Source organism: Burkholderia sp. E168m15, assembly GCF_016586105.1.
GTDB lineage: Bacteria > Pseudomonadota > Gammaproteobacteria > Burkholderiales > Burkholderiaceae > Burkholderia > Burkholderia orbicola.
Genome location: NZ_BCPO01000191.1, coordinates 23,099 through 44,514 on the forward strand (window position 1 = coordinate 23,099; position 21,416 = coordinate 44,514).

Genomic DNA, 21,416 nt, shown 5'->3' on the forward strand with positions numbered 1-21,416 from the left:
CCGAAAGCGCGCATTATAGCCCGTCCGGCGCGTAAACGATCGTGAGGATCACCAAGAAACAGTGGGTTTTCCGGCCATCGGAACACCCGCGCTGCCGTCAGTTCCCGTACATGTCGAAGTCGAAATATTTCGCCTGGATCGTGTTGTAGGTGCCGTCGCCGCGAATCTGCGCGATGGCGCGATTCAGCGCATCGCGCAGGTCGGTGTCGGCCTTGCGCACGCCGGCCGCATCGCCGTTGCCCATGATCTTCGCGTCGTACACCACGCCGCCCGCGAACGAGAAGCCCTTGCCGCGCGGCGTCGCGAGGAACCCCAGCTGGCCTTGCACGGCGTCCATCAGCACGCCGTCGACGCGCCCCGTGACGAGGTCCGCATACGCCTGGTCGTAGCTCGGATACGGCACGACCTCGACCTTCGCGGGCGCCCACTTCTCACGCGCATAGGTTTCCTGGACCGTGCCCTGTTCGACCGCGACGCGCTTGCCGGCGAGCTTCGCCGCGTCCGGCAGCAGCCCCGACCCGGTGCGCGCGATCAGCCGCGTCTGGTTGCGGTACAGGCGATCGGTGAAGTCGATCTGCTGGCGCCGCTGTTCGGTCGCGGCCATCGACGACAGGATCACGTCGAACTTGCGCGCCTGCAGCCCCGGAATCAGCCCGTCGAAACTGCTCGACACCCACACGCATTTCGCCTTCAGCTTCGCGCACAGCGCGTTGCCGAGATCGATGTCGAAGCCTTTCACGCTGCCGTCGGTCGCGGTCGATTCGAACGGCGGATAGGTGGGGTCGACGCCGATGCGGATGGTCGTCCATTCCTTCGCCGACGCCAGCGACGCGAAGGCCATCGCGGCGGCGGACAGGAGAATCGTGAGGCGCGTCTTCATGGTCAGGCTCCGTTCGTGTGGGGAAGAGTGGGCGTGCACGTCAGCTCGGGAATTCGCCGCGCTGAAAATCGTTCGACAGTTCGAGCGCGTCGGCCATCTCGCCGACGGTGACCGGCTTGATCGGCGCGCGAATCCGGTAGTGACCGACGTCGCCGACGCCGCGCTGCTGCACGTCGGCGATCAGCTCGCCGACCGTCGTGCCGCACCAGCGTCCCTGGCACGGACCCATGCCGCAGCGCGTAAACGCCTTCATCTGGTTCGGCCCCTGACAGCCGAGCGCCGCGAGCTGGCGGATCTCGCCGGCCGTGACTTCCTCGCAGCGGCACACGATCGTGTCGTCGTCGGGGCGGCGCAGCGCGGCGGGCGGCGTGTACAGCGCGTCGAGCAGCGGGCGCACCGCGAGGTGGCGGTGCAACGCGCGCAGCACCGGGCGTTCGCGTGCGGCCTGCCGTTGCGTGTCGAGCGCGCCGAGTTGCGCGGCGATGTCGAGCGCCGACACTTCGCCGGCGAGTGCCGCCGCCCGCGCGCCGCCGATGCCCGCGCCGTCGCCTGCGATCCACACGTGCGGCACGCTGCTGCGGCCGCGCGCGTCGCACTGAGGCCGCCAGCATGCCGACGATTCGTCCCATTCGTGTGCGCAGCCGAGCGAGCGGGCAAGCTGCGTCGACGGAATGACGCCCTGATGCAGCAGCACGAGCGACGTGTCGAGCGTTTGCACGATGCCGTCTTCGTCGCGAAAGCGGATGCGTTCGGCGCGGCTTTCGCCGTCGATGCGGACGTCGGTCGCGCCGCGATACACCGGAATCCCGGCGCGGCGCACCGCGCGCAGCATGCGCCAGCCCTTGAGCAGATAGTCGGCGCCGCGCAGCGCCGGCAGCGCATGCGGGAGCGCGCGGCGCCACGCATCGCGCGGTGTCGTGTCGACCAGCGCGCGCACGCGCCGGCCGGCATTCAGCAATTGCGCGGCGAACAGCCACAGCAGCGGGCCGCTGCCCGCGAGCACGGCGTCGGCGGACGGCGCGAGGCCGGACGCCTTCAACAGCGTCTGCGCGGCGCCGACGCCCATCACGCCGGGCAACGTCCAGCCGGGTACCGGCCACGGCCGCTCCTGCGTGCCGGTCGCGATCAGCACCGCGCGCGCGCCGATTTCGAGCGTGCCGCGCGCCGGGCCGCCTTGCGTGAGCATCGCGACGGGCGCCGGTTCGAACGCGATTTGCCACACGACGCTGCGCGGCACGTAATGCGCGCCGCTGGCGAGCAGGCCGTCGACGAGCGGGCGGCCCGCCGTGTAGTCGGCGCCAAGCCATTGCGCGAGCGGCGCCGGCGCATCGGCCACGTTGCGGTAGATCTGGCCGCCGGGCGCGCGTCCTTCATCCGCGACGACGACCGACAAGCCGGCCGCACGCGCGGCAGTCGCCGCCGCCATGCCGGCCGGCCCGGCGCCGACGATCAGCAGGTCGCACTGGCGGCGCGTCATGCGAGCCTCGCCTTGCCGTGCATCGCGCGCACCTGCATGCCGACGGCAACGGGCGTCATGCAGCCTTGCACGTTCGGTACGCCGTCGATTTCGACGAGGCAGTCGAAGCACACGCCCATCATGCAGAACGGGCCGCGCGGCGCGCCGCTCACGGCGCTCGTGCGGCACGCGGCCGAGCCGGCGGCGAGCATCGCGGCCGCGACGCTGTAATGCGCGGGTACGTCGTGCGGCGTGCCGTCGATATGGATGCGCACGCGCTCGAGCAGCGCGGCGGCGGGAATGAGCGGTTCAAACATGCCGGGCTTCCGTGGGCGCGGCGAAGCGCGCGGTGGTAAAGGCGGACAGGTCGGCCGGCGCGGCGCCGCCTGCGATCCACGGCGCGACGAGATCGGCGTGAGTCGCCGCGAGCGTCACGCCGCTGTGGCAGATCGCGATGAACGCGCCGGGGTACGTGGCCGACGCCTCGTAGACGGGCAGGCCGTCGGGCGTCATGATGCGCAGCGCACCCCACGCGCGCACGATGCGCGCATGGGCCAGCGCCGGGAACGCGGTGCGGGCGCGGCGTGCGATGTCGACCATCGCGGGGCGTGTCTGGCCGTCGTCGAAGCCGACGTCTTCGGCCGAATCGCCGAGGAGCACCGAGCCTTCCGGCGTTTGCCGGACGACGAGTGTCGGATAGTCGAGAAACGGCGCGAGGCGTTCGGTGACCATGATCTGGCCGCGCAGCGGCGAGATCGGTGCGCGCAGGTCGACCATCGGCGCGAGCCGCGCGTTGTCGAGGCCGGCCGCGAGCACCACGCGCCCGGCTTCGAGCTGCGCGTGGTGCGTGTCGATCTCGAAGCGCCCGGCGCGCGGCCGGATCTCGGTGACTTCGCTGCGCGGCAGATAGACGCCGCCGCACTGCTGAAACGCCTGCAGCATCGCGCGCAGCGTGGTGAGCGGATTCGCGTGACCGTCGTTCGGCGACCACAGCGCGCCGGCCAGCGACGGCGACGCCGCGGGAACGCGCCGGCGCAGCGCCGCCGGATCGAGCACCTCGTACGACAGCGCGGCTTCCTGCCGGCGCAGCGATTCGAGCAGGTCGGTCGCGCTGTCGAGTTCCGCGCGCTGCTCGAACAGCTCGATGCCGCCCGGGCGCTCGAACGCGCAGTCCACGCCCGTTTCGCGCTGCAACTGCGCGGCGAAAGCGTGCCAGCGCTCGGACGATTCGCGCGACCAGCGCGCATACGGCAGGCAGCGGCCGCCCTTGCCCTGCACCCACACGAGCCCGAAATTGCCGCGCGCCGCGCGAAACGCGATGTCGTCGCCGTCGCACACCGCGACGCGCTGGCCGAGACGCGCGATGCCCCACGCGATGGCCATGCCGACGAGACCGCCGCCGGCCACGACGACGTCGAAGCGGCGCACGGTCATGCGCGGCTCCGGTATCGCGGGTGAGGCGGTTGCGTGTTATATCCCATGGTGGCGCGGCTCCTTGCTTTCAATACGTTGCGGAACCGATTTTCGGGCAGGCAAAATGGGCTGTCCAATACAGCTTGATCAACGACCCATAATCCAGTGTTATGACCACGCCCTCGCTCAGGATTCGCCAGATCGAAGCGTTTCGCGCAGTGATGCAGCGCCATACCGTCACGCGTGCGGCACGCGATCTCCATATCTCGCAGCCGGCCGTGAGCCGGCTGATCGCCGATCTCGAGGACCGGGTCGGCTTCGTGCTGTTCGAGCGGCAGCAGGGGCGCTTCACGCCGACCGCGCAGGCGCGTGTGCTGTACGAGGAGGTCGAACGCGCGTTCGTCGGCCTCGACCGCGTCGCGCAGGCCGCCGAGCAGATCCGCGCGATGCGGCGCGGCACGCTGCGCGTGGCCGGCTCGCCGGCCGTCGCGCTCGACCTGCTGCCGCAGCTCGTCACGCATTTCTCGCACGCGCATCCGGGGGTCGACATCACGTTGCTCGCGCACAGTGCGTCCACCGTCGTCGACAAGGTCGCGTCGGGGCAATGCGATGTCGGGCTGATCGCTGAACCCGTCCCGCATCCGGCCGTGCGCGGCGAGCGGCTCGCGGAAAGCGCGATGCGCTGCATCGTGCCGCGTGGGCATCGGCTCGCGCGCAAACGCGTGGTGCGGCCGGCCGACCTGCGCGACGAAGCGTTCATCTCGTTTCCGCCGAGTTTCGAGGCGCGCAGCGCGATCGATCGCGTATTCGTCGAAGCCGGCGTGTCGCGCGTGCTGTCGATCGAGGCGCAACTGTCGCAGACGATCGTCGCGTTCGTCGCGAACGGTGCCGGCGTCGCGCTGATCGATCCGGTGACGGCCGCGTATGCGGGGCAGCGCGTGGCCGTCAAGCCGTTCGAGCCGGCCGTGCCCGATCACTTCTATCTGGTGACGTCCGCGTCGCAGCCGCTGTCGATGCTCGGCGATGCGTTCTGCGCGGATTTGCGCGACGCGTTCGCGCGGATGCGGGCGCTGCGCGACGCGTAAGCAGGAGGGGGGGAAATCGTCTCGAGCGCGCCGGACGCCGTCGGGCGTGCCGGCGCGTTGCCGTTTCGGCCGGGATTCCGGCTCAGGCGAGCGCGTTGTCCGTTACCGGTGTGGCGGATGCAGGCGACTTGGTTGCGTCCGCATCCTTCGCCCCCGCCAGCCGTCGATAACGCGCGAGCGCCCACAGCGGGAAGTAAGCGGTATAGCCGTGATACTTCAGGTAGAAGATGCGCGGAAAGCCCGGCGCATTGTGCGAGCGGTGCCACCAGAAGCCGTCTTCCTGCTGCACCGACTGCAGATACGCGATGCCGTGCTTCACCGAATCGGATTCGCAGTCGCCGAACGCCATCTGCGCGAGCAGCGCCCACGCGGTGCAGTTCGACGTGCTCTCGCCGCCGTTCGTGCCGGCCAGCTTCGGATCGATGTAGCTGTCGTTGGTCTCGCCCCAGCCGCCGTCCGTATGCTGCCGCGCGCGCAGCCAGTCGAGCGCGCGGGTGATGTAGGGCTGCGACTTGTCCTCGCCGGCGAGCGCGAGGCCGGCCAGCACACTCCACGTGCCGTAGAGGTAGTTCGTGCCCCAGCGGCCCCACCAGCTGCCGTCGGGCTGCTGCGTGCGCTTCACGTAGTCGATCGCGCGGGCGAGCGACGCGCGGTCTGCGGCGCGCTTCGTCACGCCGAAGCACAGCAGCACGCGGCCCGATACGTCCTCGGTCGGCGGGTCGAGCAGCGCGCCGTGATCGGCGAACGGAATCGCGTTCAGATACATGCGGTCGCAGTCCGCGTCGAACGCGGCGAAGCCGCCGTTGCGCGATTGCAGCCCGCGCATCCAGTCGAGCGCGCGTGCGACGCGCGACGCATACGGGTTCGTGCCGTCCGCATGGCGATGCGTGCGGCCGCGGCGATCGAGCATCGCGGTGACGAGCGCCGTGTCGTCGATGTCCGGGTAGTACGGGTTCGCGTACTGGAATGCCCACCCCCCCGGTTCGACGTCGGCCGGGGCGTTCTCGATCCAGTCGCCGCGCAGGTCGTTCACCTGGCGCGTGGCCAGCCAGTCGTACGCGCGGGCGATGCGCTCGTCGAGTTCGCGCAGTGCGCCGGAAGCCGTGTCGCCGGTTTCCGGCGCCGCGACGCCGCGCGCCTGCTCGAGCGCCATCGTGCTCCACGCGGTGTCCCACACCGGCGACAGGCACGGCTGGCAATACATGCTGCCGTCCGGCCGCGTGACCAGCAGCTTCTCCAGCGCGTCCTCGCAATCGCGCCGCAGCGGATGGTCGTCCGGGTAGCCGAGCACCTGCATCATCTGGTAGCTGTACACGATCGGCGGGAAGATGCCGCCGAGCCCGTCTTCGCCGTTCATCCGTTCCGCGCACCACGCTTCCGCATGCCGGATCGCGCGCTGGCGCAAACGCTTCGGCAGCAGCGGCTCGATAGGGCGGACCGTGCGGTCGAGCGCGAGGAACAGCCGGCGCATGCCGCGCGCGGGCGGGAAGTAGTGGCGCTCCTGTTCGGGCGGCGTGACGAACAGCTCGCGGATCGACACGTTGCGCGGATTGCGCGCACGCGCCTTCAGCGAGCACAGCACCAGCAGCGGCACCATCGTCGTGCGCGCCCAGTACGCGACCTTGTACATCGAGATCGGCACCCACTTCGGGAACAGCACGAATTCGATCGGCATGAACGGCGCCGCGCGCCACGGCACCTGGCCGAACGTCGCGAGCAGGATGCGCGTGAACACGTTCGAACGGGCCGCGCCGCCGAGCTTCAGGATCGCGTCGCGCGCGCGGATCATGTGCGGCGCGTGTTCGCTGTCGCCGGCCGCCTTCAGCGCGAAGTACGCCTTCACGCTGCACGACACGTCCGGCGCGCCGTCGACGTACAGATCCCAGGCGCCGTGCGTGTCGAGCCGCTGGTTCGCGCGCAGGTAGTGCGCCATCTTCTGCTGGCGCACGTCGTCGATCCGGTCCATGAAATGCATCATCAGGATGTATTCCGCGGTGATCGTCGCGTCGGATTCGAGTTCGAAACACCAGCTGCCGTCGGGCTGCTGAAGGCGCACGAGTGCGTCGCGTCCACGGGCGATGGCAGCGTCGAGCGCGGACCAGGAAGAGGGGGCCGATTTGTTCATGCGGCGGATCATACCATCCAGACGGAATGTTTATCTCGAGACGCGCGGTGCTACCATCCGCACCATGAAAAAACGCCTCGAACCCGCGGCGCGCGACGTGTCCGCGCCTGTCGAACCGGCTGGAACGCCCGATACACGGGCCTCCGAAGGATCATCGGCGCCGGCCGCGCCCGTGGCCGGCGTGCGGCGAAAAAAAGCGCCGGACCAGGTGCGCGCGCAATTGCTGGCGGCCGCGTCGGAGATCGCGACGCATCACGGCGTGGCCGCGTTGACGCTCGATGCGGTGGCCGAACGGGCCGGCGTGACGAAAGGCGCGCTGCAATATCACTTCGCGAACAAGCAGGGGCTGCTGGATGCGCTGTTCGGGCAGGCGACCGACCGGTTCGGCGCGCAGCTGGCCGCGCGGTTGGCGGCCGATTCCAGCGGCGACGGCGCGGCGGCGCGCGCGTATCTGCATGCGGTGCTCGACGCGGCCAATCCGGCCGCGAGTATCGAGGTGCTGCGCGTGCTGGTCGCGTCGATGATCACCGAGCAGGACACGCGTGCGCGCTGGTCGGTGCCGATGCGCGAATGGACACGGCCCGACCCGGTGCCGCTCCAGCAGGCCGCGACGCTGATGATCTGCCGGCTCGCGGCCGACGGGTTGTGGATTTCGGAACTGCTCGACAGCGTCGAGGTATCGACCGAATTGCGCGCGGAGATCGTTCGGCAGCTCGATGCGATGAGCAGGGGCGTGTTTCCGAAGTGATGCGCGACGCAGGATCGAGGTCGTCAGGCGAGTCACGTCGCTCGACGGTGCTGTTCGACGTACCGCGCGTATCGAAGCCGTGATTGCCGATCACGTCTGCCCGTTACTCGACGCGGTGGTGCCGGCGGTGCTCGATTTCCGTTCAATACCGCGGTGGCGCATCCATGCGGGCATCGCATTTCCAACGCTGCCGGGCTGTCGACACGCCGGCGTGACGGCTCAAGCTTGCCGCGCATTGCGTTGATACCCGCTCCTGAGCGCATCGACCACGAGCTCGACGGCCCGCGACGATTTGCGCCGGCTCGGGTAATAGACGTGGTGCCCGACGAACGTCGGAAACCAGTCCTCCAGCACCCAGCCGAGCCGGCCGGCGTCAACGTGATGCGCGACCAGATCCTTCGGCACATAGGCGAGCCCGAAGCCCGCAAGCGCCGCGTCGACCATCTGATAGACGTTGTTGAACGTCAGTTGGCCTTCGACGCGAACCTGCAATTCGCGGCGCCCCTTGCTCAACTCCCACGATAGCAGCGCGTTTCTGGTCGGCAGCCGAAGGTTGATGCAGTTGTGTTGCGTCAGGTCCTGAGGCGTTTTCGTCACGGGTCGGGACGCCAGGTAATCGGGAGAACCGATGATCGACATCGTCATGTCCGGCGCGATACGCTGCGCGACCATGTCCCTGGCGACCTGGTCGCCGAGCCGTATGCCGATGTCGTAGCGGCCGGCGACGAGATCGGTCAGGCCATAGTCGTTCACCAGTTCGACCTTGAGCGCGGGATAGCGACGCAGCAGCGGTTGCAGCCGCGGCCACACGTATTCGTTCGCCGCATAGTCGGTCGCGGTGATCCGGACGTTGCCGGCCGGCTGATCCGTCATCGCGCGCAGCGACTCCAGCTCCGCCTCGATTTCCTGAAAGCGCGGGGCGATCGATTCCAGCAACCGCTCGCCGGCCTCGGTCGGCGATACGCTGCGCGTCGTGCGCGTCAGCAACGGAATGCCCATGCGTGCTTCCAGCGCCCGCACCATTCGGCTCAACGCCGATTGAGACACGCCGAGTTGCGCGGCCGCCCGCGTGAAATTGCGTTCGCGCGCGACCGCCATGAACGCCACCAGATCGTTGAAGTCTTCCATTGATTCATGCACCACAGCATAGGCCTATGCCGATTTTGCCATCTAGTCGCATGAATCGCGAATCATTAAAGTGGGATGGCTGGCCGCTGGAGCGATCCATGCGGCACCCTTTTCGGTAGAGGACGACATCATGGAACTGAAGCGCGCGGGCTCGCAGCCCTCGATCAAGGGCCCCGACGAATGGTTCACCGGCACGGTCCGGATCGATCCGCTGAACGCACCGCCGCCGCCGGCGCGCGTATCGTGCGCCAGCGTGACGTTCGAGCCGGGCGCCCGCACCGCGTGGCATACGCATCCGCTCGGCCAGACGCTGCTCGTGACCGCCGGCTGCGGCTGGACGCAATGCGACGGCGAACCGCGCGTCGAGATCCGCGCGGGCGACGTGATCTGGTGCCCGCCGGGCCACAAGCACTGGCACGGTGCGACGTTGACCACCGCGATGACTCACGTCGCGATTCAGGAAGCGCTCGACGGCAAGAACGTCCACTGGCTGGAGAAGGTTACGGACGAGCAATACCTCGGCAGCGGCGAACCGCGATGAATACGCCAGCAGCCTTGAATTCGATGCCGGCCCGCGCGTCGTTCGCCGCAGCGGCACGCAGGTCGCGCTTCGGGAGGCACTCGATGGGCGCGACGTCAACCGGGCCGAACACGTCACCGATGCGCAGCTCGGCGCGCGTTGACGATCGCACGCGGCGCCTGTCGCGATTCGTCGCCGCGACGGGCCTGGCATTGCTCGCCGCCGCGTGCACCACCATGCAAAGGACCGACACCATGCAGGAACCCTTGTCTGTTGACGCCTTGAAGGCGGTTGCCCCGGCCTTCGAGCGATACACGAGCCATACCGTATTCGACGGCCTGTGGAAGCGGCCGCACCTGTCGCCGCGCGATCGCAGCATCGTGACGCTGTCGGTGCTGATCGCCCGCAGCCAGACCGTCGAGATGCCGCTGCATGCGCGCCTCGCGCTGGATCACGGCGTGAAGCCTGCGGAAATATCGGAAATGATCGCGCATCTGGCTTTTTACGCGGGATGGGCCAACGCGAGCGCCGCATCGATCATCGTCAAGCACGTCTATGACGAACGCGGCATCGGGCCCGATCAGCTCGCGCCGGCGGACGTCACGCCGCTGCCGCTGAACGAGGCGGCCGAGGCGCAGCGTGCGCGGACGGTCTCGGAAAACTTCGGCGCGGTCGCGCCCGGCGTGGTCGAGTACACGACCGATGCGCTGTTTCGCGACTTGTGGCTGCGCCCCGGGCTCGCGCCGCGCGACCGCAGCCTGGTGACGGTGAGCGCGCTCGTCGCCAACGGCCAGGTCGCGCAGATCCCGTATCACCTGAATCGTGCGATGGACAACGGGCTCACGCAGGCCGAAGCGTCCGAGACGTTGACGCAACTGGCTTTCTACGCGGGATGGCCGAACGTCTTTTCGGCGATGCCGGTATTCAAGGACGTATTTTCACGGCGCGCGGCGTGATGCGCGTGCACGCGGTCGTTTCGAATTTCGGAGAAGGATGTCATGCCCCACGTCATCGTCAAAGCCTGGCCCGGGAAGACCGAGGAACAGAAGCAACGTCTCGCGGACGCCATCACGCGCGACGTGATGGACATACTCGGTTATGGTGAGGAATCCGTTTCAGTTGGTTTCGAGGAGATTCCGTCGGACAGGTGGAAGGAAGAGGTCTATCGTCCGGATATCGATGCGCGTTCCGGAACGTTGTACAAGAAACCGGGCTATCGGATGTAAGCACACGTCGCACGCCCACCCGGTTCGACACGAGCAGCTTTGCCACCGCCCGCATCGAACCGCCGGTGAGATGAAGTGCCGCCGCTCCTATTTCGACGCGGTGCGCGTAAACGGCCCGGGAATCCTGCCCGCTTCCTGACGCGCGATCATCCAGCCGGGATAGCAGGGCGGCAACGCGCTCACGGCATCGAGACGCGCCAGCTCATCGTCGGTCAGGACGACATCGACCGCGCCGAGATTGTCGTCGAGCTGGTCGATCCGCTTGGCGCCGATGATGACGCTCGTGACTGCCGGCCTGGCGAGCAACCACGCGAGCGCGATCCGCGCGACCGACACGCGATGCGCGCCGGCAATCGCGCGCATTTCCGCGACGCACGGCCAGGCCCGATCCAGATCGACCGGCGGAAAATCGAAATGGCCGCGCCGCGAACCTGCTTCGGTCGCCGCACCGGGGCCGAACTTGCCCGACAGCAATCCGCCGGCGAGCGGCGACCAGACGAGCAGCCCCATCTGCTCGTCGACGGCGAGCGGAACGAGTTCGCGCTCCACGTCGCGCCCGGCGATCGAGTAGTAGGCCTGCAGCGTCTCGAAGCGCGTGGCGTGCAGCGCGGCACTCAGGCCGAGCGCTTTACCGATCTTGCCCGCGCGCCAGTTCGACACGCCGACGTAACGGATCAGCCCCTGTCGCGTAAGATCGTCGAGCGCGCGCAGCGTCTCCTCGATCGGCGTGACGGGGTCGCTCGCGTGAATCTGGTACAGGTCGATATGGTCGACCTGCAGCCGCTCGAGGCTGCGCCGCACCGAATCCATGATGTGACCGCGCGACGCGCCCTGGTCGTTCGGGCCCGCGCCCATCACGCCGGCCGTCTTCGTCGCCAGCACGATCTCGTGGCGCGGGACGCCGAGATCGCGCAGCGCTTGCCCGACCACGCGTTCGGCCTGGCCGAACGAGTAAATATCGGCGGTGTCGATGAAGTTGATGCCTGCGTCGAGCGCGCGGGCAATCAAGCGGTTCGTGTCGTCCTGGCCGACCGCGCCGATCGCCGCCCACATGCCGGCATCCGCGTTGCCGCCCATCGTCATCGTGCCGAGACACAGCTCGGACACGTACAGGCCGGTGCGGCCCAATTGCTTGTATTTCATTGCAGCGCCCTTCAGAATCGGCCGGACACAATGCGAGGCGTCGGCCGGTGGCGCCCCGCATGAACGGCGGAATGTTAGTTGGAGCGTGATTGGCCGGCCCGCAACTGCCCGGCAATCGCCGCGACGCGTGCGCCATAGCGGCGGGCCGTTTCGAGATCGCCCGGCGACATCTCTTCGGGCGACGCATCGGCCGGCGTCTGCGCCATCGGCGCGATGTAGGCGCCCATGCGGTTCAGGTCGTCGCGCGTCGACGCTTTCAGATTCGCCGGCTTGATGTCCATGCTGACCCAGATGCCGCCGTGCTGGCCGGCCAGCAGGAAGAAGTATTCGAGCGTATTGAGCTTGTCGCCGTTGATGCTGGCGCTATTGGTGAAGCCGCCGAAGATCTTGTTTTGCCATCCGCTTTCGAACCAGACCTTCGACGACGCGTCCGCGAACTTCTTGAACTGCCAGCTCGGGCCGCCCATGTAGGTCGGCGAGCCGAACAGGATTGCATCGGCGTCGGCCAATGTGTTCCACGCGTCGTCGGCAAGGTTGCCGTCGGCATCGATCGCGACGAGTGCGGCGCCGGCGCCGTCCGCGACGGCGGCGGCCATGCGTTGCGTATGGCCGTAGCCGGAGTGGTAGACGACGGCCGTTTTCACCGGCGGGTTGAGTTGATCCATGAGGGTTTCCTTTCGTTTGGAGCGTCGTTCGGACGACGTGGGAAACCACTCTAGCGAGCCGCGATCGGGTGATAAACGACGACAGATTGAACGTTCTGTTACTTTCCGGATGAACAATGCAGAACCTTGATGCACTTTTGATTTTTGCCCGTGTCGCCGAAATGGCGAGCTTCACGCGTGCGGCTGAAAGCCTCGGAATTCAGAAAGGACGGGTATCGACGGTCGTCCGCACGCTCGAACGGGACATGGGCGTCGCACTGCTGCATCGGACCACGCGGCGCGTGCAGCTCACCGAAGACGGACGCGCGTTCTATGCGCGCGCAACCGACCTGCTCGCCGAAGTACAGGAATTGCAGTCGATGTTCTCGGGGCGCGGTACATCGCTGCGCGGCAGGTTGCGCGTGGACATGCCGACGGAACTGGCTCGCAGCGTCGTGGTGCCGGCGCTGCCGCAACTGATGGCCGCGCATCCGGATCTGGAGTTGGAGCTTTCCAGCACCGACCGGCGTGTCGATCTCGTTCGGGAAGGGTTCGACTGCGTGATCCGGCTGGGCCCGATCGCCGACGAGACGCTGATTGCCCGGCCGCTTGGCAAGCTGCGCATGACGAATGCGGCGAGCCCCGACTATCTGGCGCGGCATGGTGTGCCGCATACGCTCGCCGATCTGCACAGCCAAGGGCACAGGATGATCCACTACACGCTGACGCTCGGCGCGCGGCATCCCGGCTGGGAATACCCGGACGGCGACGGCTATGCGTGGTTGCCGTTGCCCAGCGCGATGCAGGTCAACAGTGTGCAGACTTATCATGCGGCCGGGCTGGCGGGCATCGGACTGATCCAGGCCGGCTATTCGGCGCTCGCGCATCACATCGAAAGCGGCGCGCTCGTGGAGGTGTTGCCCGACTTGCGGCCCGAGCCGCTTGCCGCGTCGCTCGTCGTCGCGCATCGGCGCAATCTTTCGCCGCGCGTGCGGGCTTTCATGGACTGGATCGGGGGCGTGTTGGAGCCGTATCTGGATTAGCGGGGCGGCGGAGCAGGCCCTTACGAATCCGTGTCGCGATGAACAGCGGGCGCGGCATCAACGCGCCAAACCTCGCGCCTCGCCCAGCACCCATTCCGCAAACGCCCGCACCGGCGCCGCGCTCAATTCGATCGGCTCCGGCAGCACGAGGCAGAAGTTTTTCGTCACCGCCGTGCCGTCGGGCCAGGGCGCGACCAGACGCCCCTGTTCGAGCTCGGCCCCGATGTAAAGGCGCGGCACCAGCGCGACGCCCAGGCCGGCCAGCGCGGCCTCGATCAGCATCGAATGGAGATCGTATCGCGGGCCGACCGCCGAATTGGTCAGCACGATGCCGGTCTCGTCGGCATAGCGCTGCCACGCGTCCGGATTCTGCCGCCGGTGAAGGCGCGGCAGCGCGTCCAGCGACGGGTTCGCGCCAACGCGTTCGAGAAGCGCCGGACTGCAGACGGGTACCAGCACCTCCTCCAGCAGCGGATGCAGATGCATGCCGGCCCAGGCCGGATGCTCGAAGTGAATGGCCGCGTCGAATCCGCTGCCGGCCAGCAGGAAGGGTTCCATCCGTTCGGCGATATGCACGGTGACGTTCAGATGGCGATCCTGAAAGCGCTTCAGCCGCGGGATCAGCCAGCGGGTCGCGAAGGTCGGGATCGCGGCGATGTCGATGCTCGCGCCTTCCACGGGCTGCCCCATCAGATACAGGCTGTCCCGTTCCAGCCGATCCAGAATCTCGCGCACCTGCACTGCGTATCGCGTGCCGTTGGGGGCAAGCCGCACCCGGTTGCCGACGCGCTCGAACAGCGTCACGCCGAGGAACGCCTCCAGCCGGCCGATCTGGCGACTGACGGCGCCCTCGGTGCGCGCCAGCTCATCGGCGGCGCGGGCGAAGCTGCCATGTCGGGCTGCCGCCTCGAAGGCCAGGAGCGCGGAATTGCTCGGGATCTTGCGTCGCATCGGGGTCTCGTGGGTCGTACCGCGTTCGGCCGTCAGCTTGAACAAATATCACTGAAGGCTGACTTTAAGTCGATATCTACGCGGAAACCAGCAGATTAGCATTACGTCACTGCACTGAATATCCTGCATTCGACGTGCGGGATGTGCATCCGTAACGAAGGAAAATCCGATGATCTACACCGTGGAATGCAGCTTCGCCGACCCTGCCAGCGAAGCCGAATGGAACGACTTCTACAGCCTCGACAAGCTGCCGGCCCTCATCTCGGTGGCTGGTTTTCACACGTCGCAGCGTTTCAAGGCGATCAGCGACGGCTGCCCCGTTTATCTGGCCGTTCACACGATCGACGGCCTCGACGTGCTGACCGGCGATGAATATCGGCAAAAAGGCGGCGGCAATTTCGCGCGATGGCAGCAGCACATCACCGACTGGCACCGCAATCTCTACAGCGACATCGGTCGTGCGCCGGCGGTCAATGCCGACGAGCTGCTCGTGCTGAGCGCCGGCGGGCCCGACTTGCTGATCGAACTGGGCCTGAAGCCGCTGGCCATGCAGGCCGTCGCACTGGAACAGTTTCCGGCGCGCCGCTGGCTCGCGGTCCTGCCGCGGCGCGCCGCTCCGCTTGGCGACAACGTGCCGGCCGGCCTTTACCTTTACACGCCGATGACCGAACAACTGACGAAGGCGGCCCGCGATGCCTAACGTGACTTTCCATATCGATGCGGAACGCATGCCGCCGGACGCGCGCCTCGCCGAGCTGTCCGACGACTGCATCGACCTTTGTACGCGGGTCCTTCAGGCAGAAATCACGAACGTCCACGTCATTTACGTCGCGGTTCGGCATGGCTGCGGGCATCCCGTTTTCGCGGAAATCCAGTATCGCGACGCGCCGTCTCGCCCGCCCGCGGTCATGAACGCATTCATGGAAACGCTGGATCACGCCATCGTCCGGCGCACCGGGTTGACCGCACGCATCCGTTGCTTCGGTCATGCCGCATCGAACCTTCACGCCCGAAACTAGCCGCTACGGAGAAGCACGATGTCCAACGTTACGTTTCCCGGCCAGCGTGTCGGGGATTTCACGATCACCGCGATCAGCGACGGCTACCTCACGGCCAGCCTCGATTTCCTGTCGAATATCGACGCGACCGACGCCGCCGGGATGCAGCGTGCGGCCGGGCAGCAGGTGCTGTCCGCCGTGCACATCAACTGCTACGTGGTGCGCGGCGCGGGCCGCACGGTGCTCATCGACGCCGGGGCCGGCGGCATCAAGCAATGGGGCGGCCGCCTGATGGACAATTTGCGGCTCGTCGGCATCGAGCCTGCCGCGATCGACACCGTCCTGCTCACCCACGCCCATCCCGACCATGTCGGCGGGCTGGTGCATGCCGATGGACACGTCGCGTTTCCGAATGCGGAGCTGGTCGCGCATCGACGCGAGGTTGCATTCTGGCGGGACGACGGCAACCTGAGCCGCGCCAGCGAGCGTGCCCGCGGCAATTTCCGGATCGCGCGTCAGGTATTCGACGCTTACAGCGACGCGCTCCGGACCTTCGAGGAAGGCGAGGTGCTTCCCGGAATCGCCGCCATTCCGCTACCGGGGCATACCGACGGGCATACCGGATACCTGCTCGCATCCGGCGATCAAGGCCTGCTCGTGTGGGGCGACATCGTGCATTTTCCGCACATCCAGATCAAGCGGCCGGACGTGTCGATTGCGTTCGACCAGGATGCGTCGCAGGCAGCGACGACGCGTTCGCGGCTGCTGGACCGGGTCAGCTCGGAAGGGCTGCTGATCGCCGGCATGCATCTGGGCGAACCCGGGTTCGCGCGAATCAGGCGAACGAACGGCGAATACGGCCTGTTTTACGAGACCGATGCCTGACGCGATACAGGCGTTTCCGTACGTGTATGTCGACGACTCCGATTCGATCTGTCGACGGACGCTCGCATTGCAGGCGATTCCGCTGGAAGCGCCCGCCGACACGCCGTCCGGCGACCGGCGGCTGATGGTGAAGGACGCGCGCGGAAACGTTTGGCCGATCGCCACGCACCAGCGCGGCGCACCGGCCGACGAAATTCGTTCGAGGCTCGCCGACTGCCGGTAGTCGCGCTGCGCCTTCCCTCTCTGTCGCAATCGTCAAGATTCGTGTCGCGTGCGGATAAAAGCCGCCCGTTCCCCGCGCCGTTAACTCGTTCGCAACCCCGCGCCGCGTAGTGCGTCATGGCGCGCGCCGTTCGTGTTCCGGAATTCACCTCCGCCGCTGGCCGTGCCCGGCCGGCTCAAGGGAACGTCATGCGAAAACAACTCACTATCCGTGGTGGCCTCGTCGCGACCATCGCCGGCTATACCGTGCTGCTCGTGCTGGTGGTCGGTGCGGGTATCGCGGCCCTCACCATCGGCAACGGTTCGCTCGAGGCGATGTACCGCGACGACACCGCGTCGCTGCTGCACCTGAAGACCAGCTCCGAGCGGATGCTCGTGCTGCGCGAACGCATGAGCGACGTCGCGCAGATCATCAGCGCCGGTCAGCCCGCGAAGGAGGAAGTTGCGCAACTTCACACATTGCTCAAGCAGAGCAACGACGAACTGGACGCGTACACGCGTCTGCATGCGCGCGACGCCAGCGAGCAGGCGCTGTTCGACACGCTGCAAAGTCGTCGGCGCGCGCAGCTCGACCGCGTGTTCCTGAAGGCGCTGTCGCAACTCGACGGCGACGACGCATTCAACTTCCTCGACACGCAGCGCACCGCGCCGCCGGCGTTGTTCGCCGCCTACCAGGAGGCGATCGACGCGCTCGAATCGTTCCAGGTCGCGCGCCAGAAGGCCCGCTACGAGGCGGCCGGCGTGAATTTCCACCGGATCGTGTGGGGGATGGGGGCGGTTGCGGTGCTGGCGCTCGTCGTCGGCTTCGTTGCGCAGCGCGTGCTCGCGAAGGCGATCATCGAGCCGATCAATCTCGCGGTCGATCAGTTCGAGAAAATCGCGAAAGGCGACCTGACCGGCACCGTCGTCGTCCCGGGCGAGAACGAGATGGCGTATCTGCTGAATGCGCTGAAGCGGATGCAGGACGGCCTCGTCGATACCGTGAGCCAGGTGCGTGCGAGCACCGAGACGATCGTCGGCGACGTGCGCACGATCGCGAGCGGCAACGTCGACCTGTCCGCACGCACCGAGCAGCAGGCCGTGTCGCTGCAGCAGGCGGCCGCGAGCGTCGAGCAACTGACGGCGGCCGTGCGCCAGAACGCGGACAACGCGCGCGATGCGCGCACGTACGTCGAGGGCGCGGCCGGCATCGCGTCGCGCGGCGGCGAAGCGATGCAGCGCGTCGTCGCGACCATGTCGGAGATTTCGACGAGCTCCACGCGCATTTCCGGCATCGTCGGCGTGATCGAGAGCATCGCGTTTCAAACGAACATCCTCGCGTTGAACGCCGCCGTCGAAGCCGCGCGCGCGGGCGAGCAGGGGCGCGGGTTCGCGGTCGTCGCCACCGAGGTGCGCGGGCTCGCGCAGCGCTGTGCGGCGGCGGCGAAGGAAATTCGCGACCTGATCGGTCATTCCGCGCGACGCGTCGAAGACGGCAGCAGCCTCGTCGCGCTGGCCGGCTCGGCGATGACCGAGCTCGTCGCGGCGGTCGAGCGCGTCAACGCGATCATGGGCGAAACCAGCCAGGCGTTCGACGAGCAGTCGTCGGGCATCGAGCAGGTGAACGCCGCGGTAATCCAGATGGAGCAGACGATGCAGCGCAATGCCGCGCTGGTCGAGGAGGCGGCGGCCGCGGCGCTGTCGCTCGACGAACAGGGCGCGCGGCTGAGCGCGGCGGTCGCGCAGTTCCGCCTGCGAGAAGCAGCGCTCGCGTGACGGGCGGGCTTATTGCGGCGCGTCAGGCAATGCGTAGTCGAAGCGGTACGCATGCTGGCCGTTGTCGATGTCGATGCGCATCGCGCCGGACAGCCCGAGCAATTCGTCCGTGCCGGAATCGGGCACGACCGTGATCGACTGCGTCGGCTGCCCGCGCGTCATGGTGGAGCTGTGCTGCAGCACGAAGCTGCCCTTGCGTCCGCCGAGCACGCCTTTGACGGTTTCCATCGCCACGTAGCCGGCCGAGCCCTGAACGCTGCTGCGAAACGCGAGCATTTCACCTTGGCTCACGGCTTCCAGATCGCCGTGAAAATGCTTGTCCAGCGACATGCGGCCGAGCCCGCTGCCTTCCGCGACGTTGCTCAAGGGTTCCGGATTCAGTTTCACTTCGAACGGACCGCGGGCCTGCAGTGTCATGACTGTTCTCCTCGTTGAATGGGCAATCGGCACTATAGGCGAATGCTGTCGGCGATGGGCGGATCGTGATGCGTCAATCGCCGGCCGGCCGATAAAGCGCTTTCAACTGAGACAACTCGTCGATGAATCGATCCTTGAGCGCCTGCGGCCCGTTTGCCCGCCGTTTTCACGCGGCCTCCCGCCTGCGCCCAGACTGAAGGCCGCGCCGGCATCCGCCGCGTTCAGCTGCGGATGAACGCGAGCAGATCGGCGTTGATCGTGTCGGCGTTGGACGTCGGCATGCCGTGCGGGAAGCCCGCGTAGACCTTCAGCGTGCTGTTCCTCGCCAGTTTCGCCGACAGGAGGCCGGAATCCGCATACGGAACGATCTGGTCGTCGTCGCCGTGCATCACGAGAACGGGAATCGTGGTGCTTTTCAGGTCTTCGGTGAAGTCGGTCTGCGAGAACGCGACGATCCCGTCGTAGTGAGCTTTCGCGCTGCCCATCATGCCTTGTCGCCACCAGTTCCAGATGACGCCCTGCGACGGTGTCGAGCCGGTGCGGTTGTAGCCGTAGAACGGGCCGGCCGGCACGTCGTAGTAGAACTGCGCGCGGTTCGCCGCGAGCTGTGCCTGGAGATTGTCGAACACGTCCTTCGGCAGGCCGCCGGGATTGCTGTCGGTCTTGACCATCAGCGGCGGGACGGCGCTGATCAGCACGGCCTTGGCGACGCGATCCTCGCCGTGACGCGCGACATAGTGGATGACTTCGCCGCCGCCGGTGGAATGGCCGACGTGAACGGCACCCTGCACGCCGAGATGATTCACGACCGCGGCGACGTCGTCCGCATAGTGATCCATGTCGTGGCCGTCCCACACCTGGCTGGAGCGTCCGTGGCCGCGACGGTCATGCGCGATCACGCGGTAGCCCTGGGCGAGGAAGAACAGCATCTGCGCATCCCAGTCGTCGGCGCTGAGCGGCCAGCCATGATGAAAAAAGATCACCTGGGCGTCGCGCGGACCCCAGTCCTTGTAGAAGATGTCGACGCCATCTTTCGTGGTGACGTATCCCATGTCTGCTCCTGTTCGGTGGGCGATATCGATGCACGGCGCACTTGCGGTTGCCGCGATCGCCAGACCGGCGCGGCATGTACGGCGGTATCGGCCGTCTGCCCGGCTTGGCGACACGACAACTCTAGGTTTAAAGTTAGGTTTAATGTCAATACGCAGGCGAGGCAGGTATGAGAATCGGGGAGCTCGCGAAGCTCAGCGGGATTTCGGCGTCACGGATCCGCTTTTACGAGGCTGAAGGGCTCATCACGGCCGTCGAACGCAGCGCGAACGGCTATCGCGATTACGCCGACAACGCGGTGTGGATGCTCGAGATCATTTCGAGCGCGCAGAGCGCGGGGTTCTCGCTCGAACAGATCCGTCATCTGCTGCCGGTGAAAGCCGGCAACTGGCAGCACGACGGACTGGTGGCGGCACTCGAACGGAAGGTCGCCGAGATCGAGGCGATGCAGAAGCGCCTCAAGGAAAACAAGGCGCAGCTGCTCGTCGCGATCGACAGTATCAGGAACCGGCCGACCGAGCTGGACTGTACCGAGCGCACGCGCTGGGTGATGGAGCGGCTGCGCGATCACGGCGTGGTGCCGATTCGCGGCAAGAAGAGCCGTACGGCGGCCAAATGACCGGCTGGCAAAACGCGCAGCCGCAGTCCGACTCATTCCTCTATTCAGTGCCTTGACCTTGAAGTTGACTTAAAGCTTAGAGTGCTTGCTGACGACGGTGAATCAGCAGGCTCCGGGTGTTGCCTGCCACGGTCGACCATCGACGGGAGACAACGAGCATGGACAGGCGTTTTACACAGGTCGAATTCGGACCGCATACGGTCGACGTGCCCGAGGGCGGGTACTACGACCGGTTCCGGATGAATCCGGACCTGGACGCGGTGGCGCGCGACCCTGCCGCGGGGAACATCGATTTTTTCCGGAGGATTCCGAAGCGTCAGGTGATGTCGCGCGTGGGTCCGACGTGGGCGCCGAACTTCTACTATCGCTCCAGCAGCATTCAGCTACTGTTCCTGGCGCCGCTCGACCGCCTGAGAACCATGCTCCCCGTACCGCTCGAACCGCTGCGGGCGCTGCCCGGCTACGGGCTTGTCGCGCTGACGTTTTTTTCGTACGCGGTGTGTGACAACGATCCGTATGACGAAGTATCGGTCGCGGTGGTGATCCGCCGGCCCGGCGCGAAAGGCTCGCACGCGCTCGAGCTGATCGACTCGATGCGGCGCCGGAGTTTCTTCGCGCACGTGCTGGCGTTGCCGGTCACGACTGAAATCGCACGGGTGCGTGGTGTACACGGTTATCAGTTGCCGAAATGGCTCGCGGATATCGACGTGGACATCGGCGCCACGGCGCGCGCACGTATCGCTGGCCCGGGCGGCCGGCCGGATTTGAGCCTGAGCGTGCCGCTGCCGGCGCTGACGCAAGTTCCGTCGCAATCGCACATGGGCACCACGACGATGATCAATCGCATCGACGGTGAATGGCACCAGTCGTCGGTGCAGACCAACATGCTGTCGTTCGCGCAGCGCCTGTTGCCGCGCAACGTCGAGCTGGTGCGGCACGGCGGCCCGCTGAGCCAGTTGCTCGACGGACTCGGTGCATCCACGATCATGCGTCTCGACGTGGTCGAGGATGCGCAACTGGTGCTGAATCTGCCGACGCCGTTGACGGCCTTCGATGAACCCCGAAAGCCACGCTAACGATACGGCTGCGTGCGACGTGCGCGCGCCGA

Annotated in this window: 25 protein-coding genes; 13 read left to right on the top strand and 12 right to left on the bottom strand. The window is 67.0% G+C overall.

Features of this window, described 5'->3' with window-relative positions:
* Positions 1–97: 97 nt before the first annotated feature.
* From JMF86_RS30360 to JMF86_RS30375, 4 genes are read right to left on the bottom strand one after another with little or no spacing between them, the layout of a single operon-like run.
* Positions 98–880: an ABC transporter substrate-binding protein gene (locus JMF86_RS30360; protein WP_054928563.1), complete on the bottom strand. Its 783-nt coding sequence runs from the start codon at positions 878–880 to the stop codon at positions 98–100.
* Between the two features lie 40 nt (positions 881–920).
* A complete protein-coding gene (locus JMF86_RS30365; RefSeq protein ID WP_054928564.1) occupies positions 921–2,357 on the bottom strand; it encodes an NAD(P)/FAD-dependent oxidoreductase in 1,437 nt (478 codons plus the stop codon).
* Complete coding sequence (locus JMF86_RS30370; RefSeq protein ID WP_054928565.1) at positions 2,354–2,653, bottom strand: (2Fe-2S)-binding protein; 300 nt, start codon at positions 2,651–2,653, stop codon at positions 2,354–2,356. Before JMF86_RS30370 ends, JMF86_RS30365 begins: the two co-directional genes overlap by 4 nt.
* A complete protein-coding gene (locus JMF86_RS30375; RefSeq protein ID WP_054928566.1) occupies positions 2,646–3,770 on the bottom strand; it encodes an FAD-binding oxidoreductase in 1,125 nt (374 codons plus the stop codon). The genes JMF86_RS30370 and JMF86_RS30375 overlap by 8 nt, the downstream gene beginning before the upstream one ends.
* A 149-nt stretch (positions 3,771–3,919) precedes the next feature.
* Between JMF86_RS30375 and JMF86_RS30380 the strand changes: the two genes are divergently transcribed.
* Positions 3,920–4,834, top strand: a complete 915-nt coding sequence (locus JMF86_RS30380; RefSeq protein ID WP_054928567.1) for a LysR substrate-binding domain-containing protein — start codon at positions 3,920–3,922, stop codon at positions 4,832–4,834.
* Between the two features lie 82 nt (positions 4,835–4,916).
* Here JMF86_RS30380 and shc read toward each other — a convergent pair whose 3' ends face one another.
* On the bottom strand, positions 4,917–6,971 hold the full coding sequence (gene shc, locus JMF86_RS30385; protein WP_054928568.1) for a squalene--hopene cyclase: 2,055 nt from the start codon (positions 6,969–6,971) through the stop codon (positions 4,917–4,919).
* Positions 6,972–7,023: 52 nt separating this feature from the next.
* Here shc and JMF86_RS30390 point away from each other — a divergent pair, with 52 nt between their 5' ends.
* Positions 7,024–7,707 (top strand): TetR/AcrR family transcriptional regulator, encoded by a 684-nt coding sequence (locus JMF86_RS30390; RefSeq protein ID WP_054928569.1) that lies wholly within the window; start codon positions 7,024–7,026, stop codon positions 7,705–7,707.
* A gap of 219 nt (positions 7,708–7,926) precedes the next feature.
* Here JMF86_RS30390 and JMF86_RS30395 read toward each other — a convergent pair whose 3' ends face one another.
* A complete protein-coding gene (locus JMF86_RS30395) occupies positions 7,927–8,835 on the bottom strand; it encodes a LysR family transcriptional regulator (protein ID WP_201317254.1) in 909 nt (302 codons plus the stop codon).
* Positions 8,836–8,965: 130 nt separating this feature from the next.
* On the opposite strand from JMF86_RS30395, the gene JMF86_RS30400 reads away from it, so the two are divergent.
* Positions 8,966–9,376 carry a cupin domain-containing protein gene (locus JMF86_RS30400; RefSeq protein ID WP_054928571.1) on the top strand — a complete coding sequence of 137 codons (411 nt, stop codon included), beginning with the start codon at positions 8,966–8,968 and terminating at the stop codon, positions 9,374–9,376.
* Here JMF86_RS30400 and JMF86_RS30405 read toward each other — a convergent pair.
* On the bottom strand, positions 9,336–9,611 hold the full coding sequence (locus JMF86_RS30405; RefSeq protein WP_197285624.1) for a hypothetical protein: 276 nt from the start codon (positions 9,609–9,611) through the stop codon (positions 9,336–9,338). The two genes, JMF86_RS30400 and JMF86_RS30405, sit on opposite strands and share 41 nt — an antisense overlap.
* A gap of 10 nt (positions 9,612–9,621) precedes the next feature.
* On the opposite strand from JMF86_RS30405, the gene JMF86_RS30410 reads away from it, so the two are divergent.
* Together JMF86_RS30410 and JMF86_RS30415 are read left to right on the top strand one after the other, a co-directional pair.
* Positions 9,622–10,311: a carboxymuconolactone decarboxylase family protein gene (locus JMF86_RS30410; protein WP_374039686.1), complete on the top strand. Its 690-nt coding sequence runs from the start codon at positions 9,622–9,624 to the stop codon at positions 10,309–10,311.
* A gap of 42 nt (positions 10,312–10,353) precedes the next feature.
* Entirely contained in the window at positions 10,354–10,581 is a 228-nt protein-coding gene (locus tag JMF86_RS30415; protein WP_054928573.1) for a tautomerase family protein, read from the top strand.
* A gap of 87 nt (positions 10,582–10,668) precedes the next feature.
* On the opposite strand, the gene JMF86_RS30420 is transcribed toward JMF86_RS30415, so the two are convergent.
* Both JMF86_RS30420 and JMF86_RS30425 read right to left on the bottom strand, forming a co-directional pair.
* Positions 10,669–11,724 (bottom strand): aldo/keto reductase, encoded by a 1,056-nt coding sequence (locus JMF86_RS30420; RefSeq protein ID WP_054928574.1) that lies wholly within the window; start codon positions 11,722–11,724, stop codon positions 10,669–10,671.
* A 74-nt stretch (positions 11,725–11,798) separates the two neighbouring features.
* Positions 11,799–12,389 (bottom strand): flavodoxin family protein, encoded by a 591-nt coding sequence (locus JMF86_RS30425; RefSeq protein ID WP_023476726.1) that lies wholly within the window; start codon positions 12,387–12,389, stop codon positions 11,799–11,801.
* A 116-nt stretch (positions 12,390–12,505) separates the two neighbouring features.
* Between JMF86_RS30425 and JMF86_RS30430 the strand changes: the two genes are divergently transcribed.
* Positions 12,506–13,411 carry a LysR family transcriptional regulator gene (locus tag JMF86_RS30430; RefSeq protein WP_054928575.1) on the top strand — a complete coding sequence of 302 codons (906 nt, stop codon included), beginning with the start codon at positions 12,506–12,508 and terminating at the stop codon, positions 13,409–13,411.
* Between the two features lie 57 nt (positions 13,412–13,468).
* Here JMF86_RS30430 and JMF86_RS30435 read toward each other — a convergent pair whose 3' ends face one another.
* Positions 13,469–14,362: a LysR substrate-binding domain-containing protein gene (locus JMF86_RS30435; protein ID WP_054928597.1), complete on the bottom strand. Its 894-nt coding sequence runs from the start codon at positions 14,360–14,362 to the stop codon at positions 13,469–13,471.
* A 169-nt stretch (positions 14,363–14,531) separates the two neighbouring features.
* On the opposite strand from JMF86_RS30435, the gene JMF86_RS30440 reads away from it, so the two are divergent.
* The 5 genes from JMF86_RS30440 (at position 14,532) to JMF86_RS30460 (ending at position 18,222) form a co-directional block, all read left to right on the top strand.
* On the top strand, positions 14,532–15,062 hold the full coding sequence (locus tag JMF86_RS30440) for a hypothetical protein (protein WP_027812064.1): 531 nt from the start codon (positions 14,532–14,534) through the stop codon (positions 15,060–15,062).
* Positions 15,055–15,381, top strand: coding sequence for a hypothetical protein (locus tag JMF86_RS30445; RefSeq protein ID WP_054928576.1), 327 nt, complete (start codon positions 15,055–15,057; stop codon positions 15,379–15,381). The genes JMF86_RS30440 and JMF86_RS30445 overlap by 8 nt, the downstream gene beginning before the upstream one ends.
* Positions 15,382–15,399: 18 nt before the next feature.
* Positions 15,400–16,245, top strand: a complete 846-nt coding sequence (locus JMF86_RS30450; RefSeq protein WP_054928577.1) for an MBL fold metallo-hydrolase — start codon at positions 15,400–15,402, stop codon at positions 16,243–16,245.
* Positions 16,238–16,468 carry a hypothetical protein gene (locus tag JMF86_RS30455; protein ID WP_054928578.1) on the top strand — a complete coding sequence of 77 codons (231 nt, stop codon included), beginning with the start codon at positions 16,238–16,240 and terminating at the stop codon, positions 16,466–16,468. The genes JMF86_RS30450 and JMF86_RS30455 overlap by 8 nt, the downstream gene beginning before the upstream one ends.
* Positions 16,469–16,656: 188 nt before the next feature.
* Entirely contained in the window at positions 16,657–18,222 is a 1,566-nt protein-coding gene (locus JMF86_RS30460) for a methyl-accepting chemotaxis protein (protein ID WP_054928579.1), read from the top strand.
* Between the two features lie 9 nt (positions 18,223–18,231).
* Here the strand turns inward: JMF86_RS30460 and JMF86_RS30465 are convergent, their stop codons facing one another.
* A complete protein-coding gene (locus tag JMF86_RS30465; RefSeq protein WP_054928580.1) occupies positions 18,232–18,639 on the bottom strand; it encodes a DUF3224 domain-containing protein in 408 nt (135 codons plus the stop codon).
* 221 nt (positions 18,640–18,860) lie between these two features.
* On the bottom strand, positions 18,861–19,691 hold the full coding sequence (locus tag JMF86_RS30470) for an alpha/beta fold hydrolase (RefSeq protein WP_011549231.1): 831 nt from the start codon (positions 19,689–19,691) through the stop codon (positions 18,861–18,863).
* 167 nt (positions 19,692–19,858) lie between these two features.
* Between JMF86_RS30470 and JMF86_RS30475 the strand changes: the two genes are divergently transcribed.
* Both JMF86_RS30475 and JMF86_RS30480 read left to right on the top strand, forming a co-directional pair.
* Positions 19,859–20,308, top strand: coding sequence for a MerR family transcriptional regulator (locus JMF86_RS30475; RefSeq protein ID WP_011549230.1), 450 nt, complete (start codon positions 19,859–19,861; stop codon positions 20,306–20,308).
* A 158-nt stretch (positions 20,309–20,466) separates the two neighbouring features.
* On the top strand, positions 20,467–21,384 hold the full coding sequence (locus JMF86_RS30480) for an acetoacetate decarboxylase family protein (RefSeq protein ID WP_054928581.1): 918 nt from the start codon (positions 20,467–20,469) through the stop codon (positions 21,382–21,384).
* The last annotated feature ends 32 nt before the right edge of the window (positions 21,385–21,416 follow it).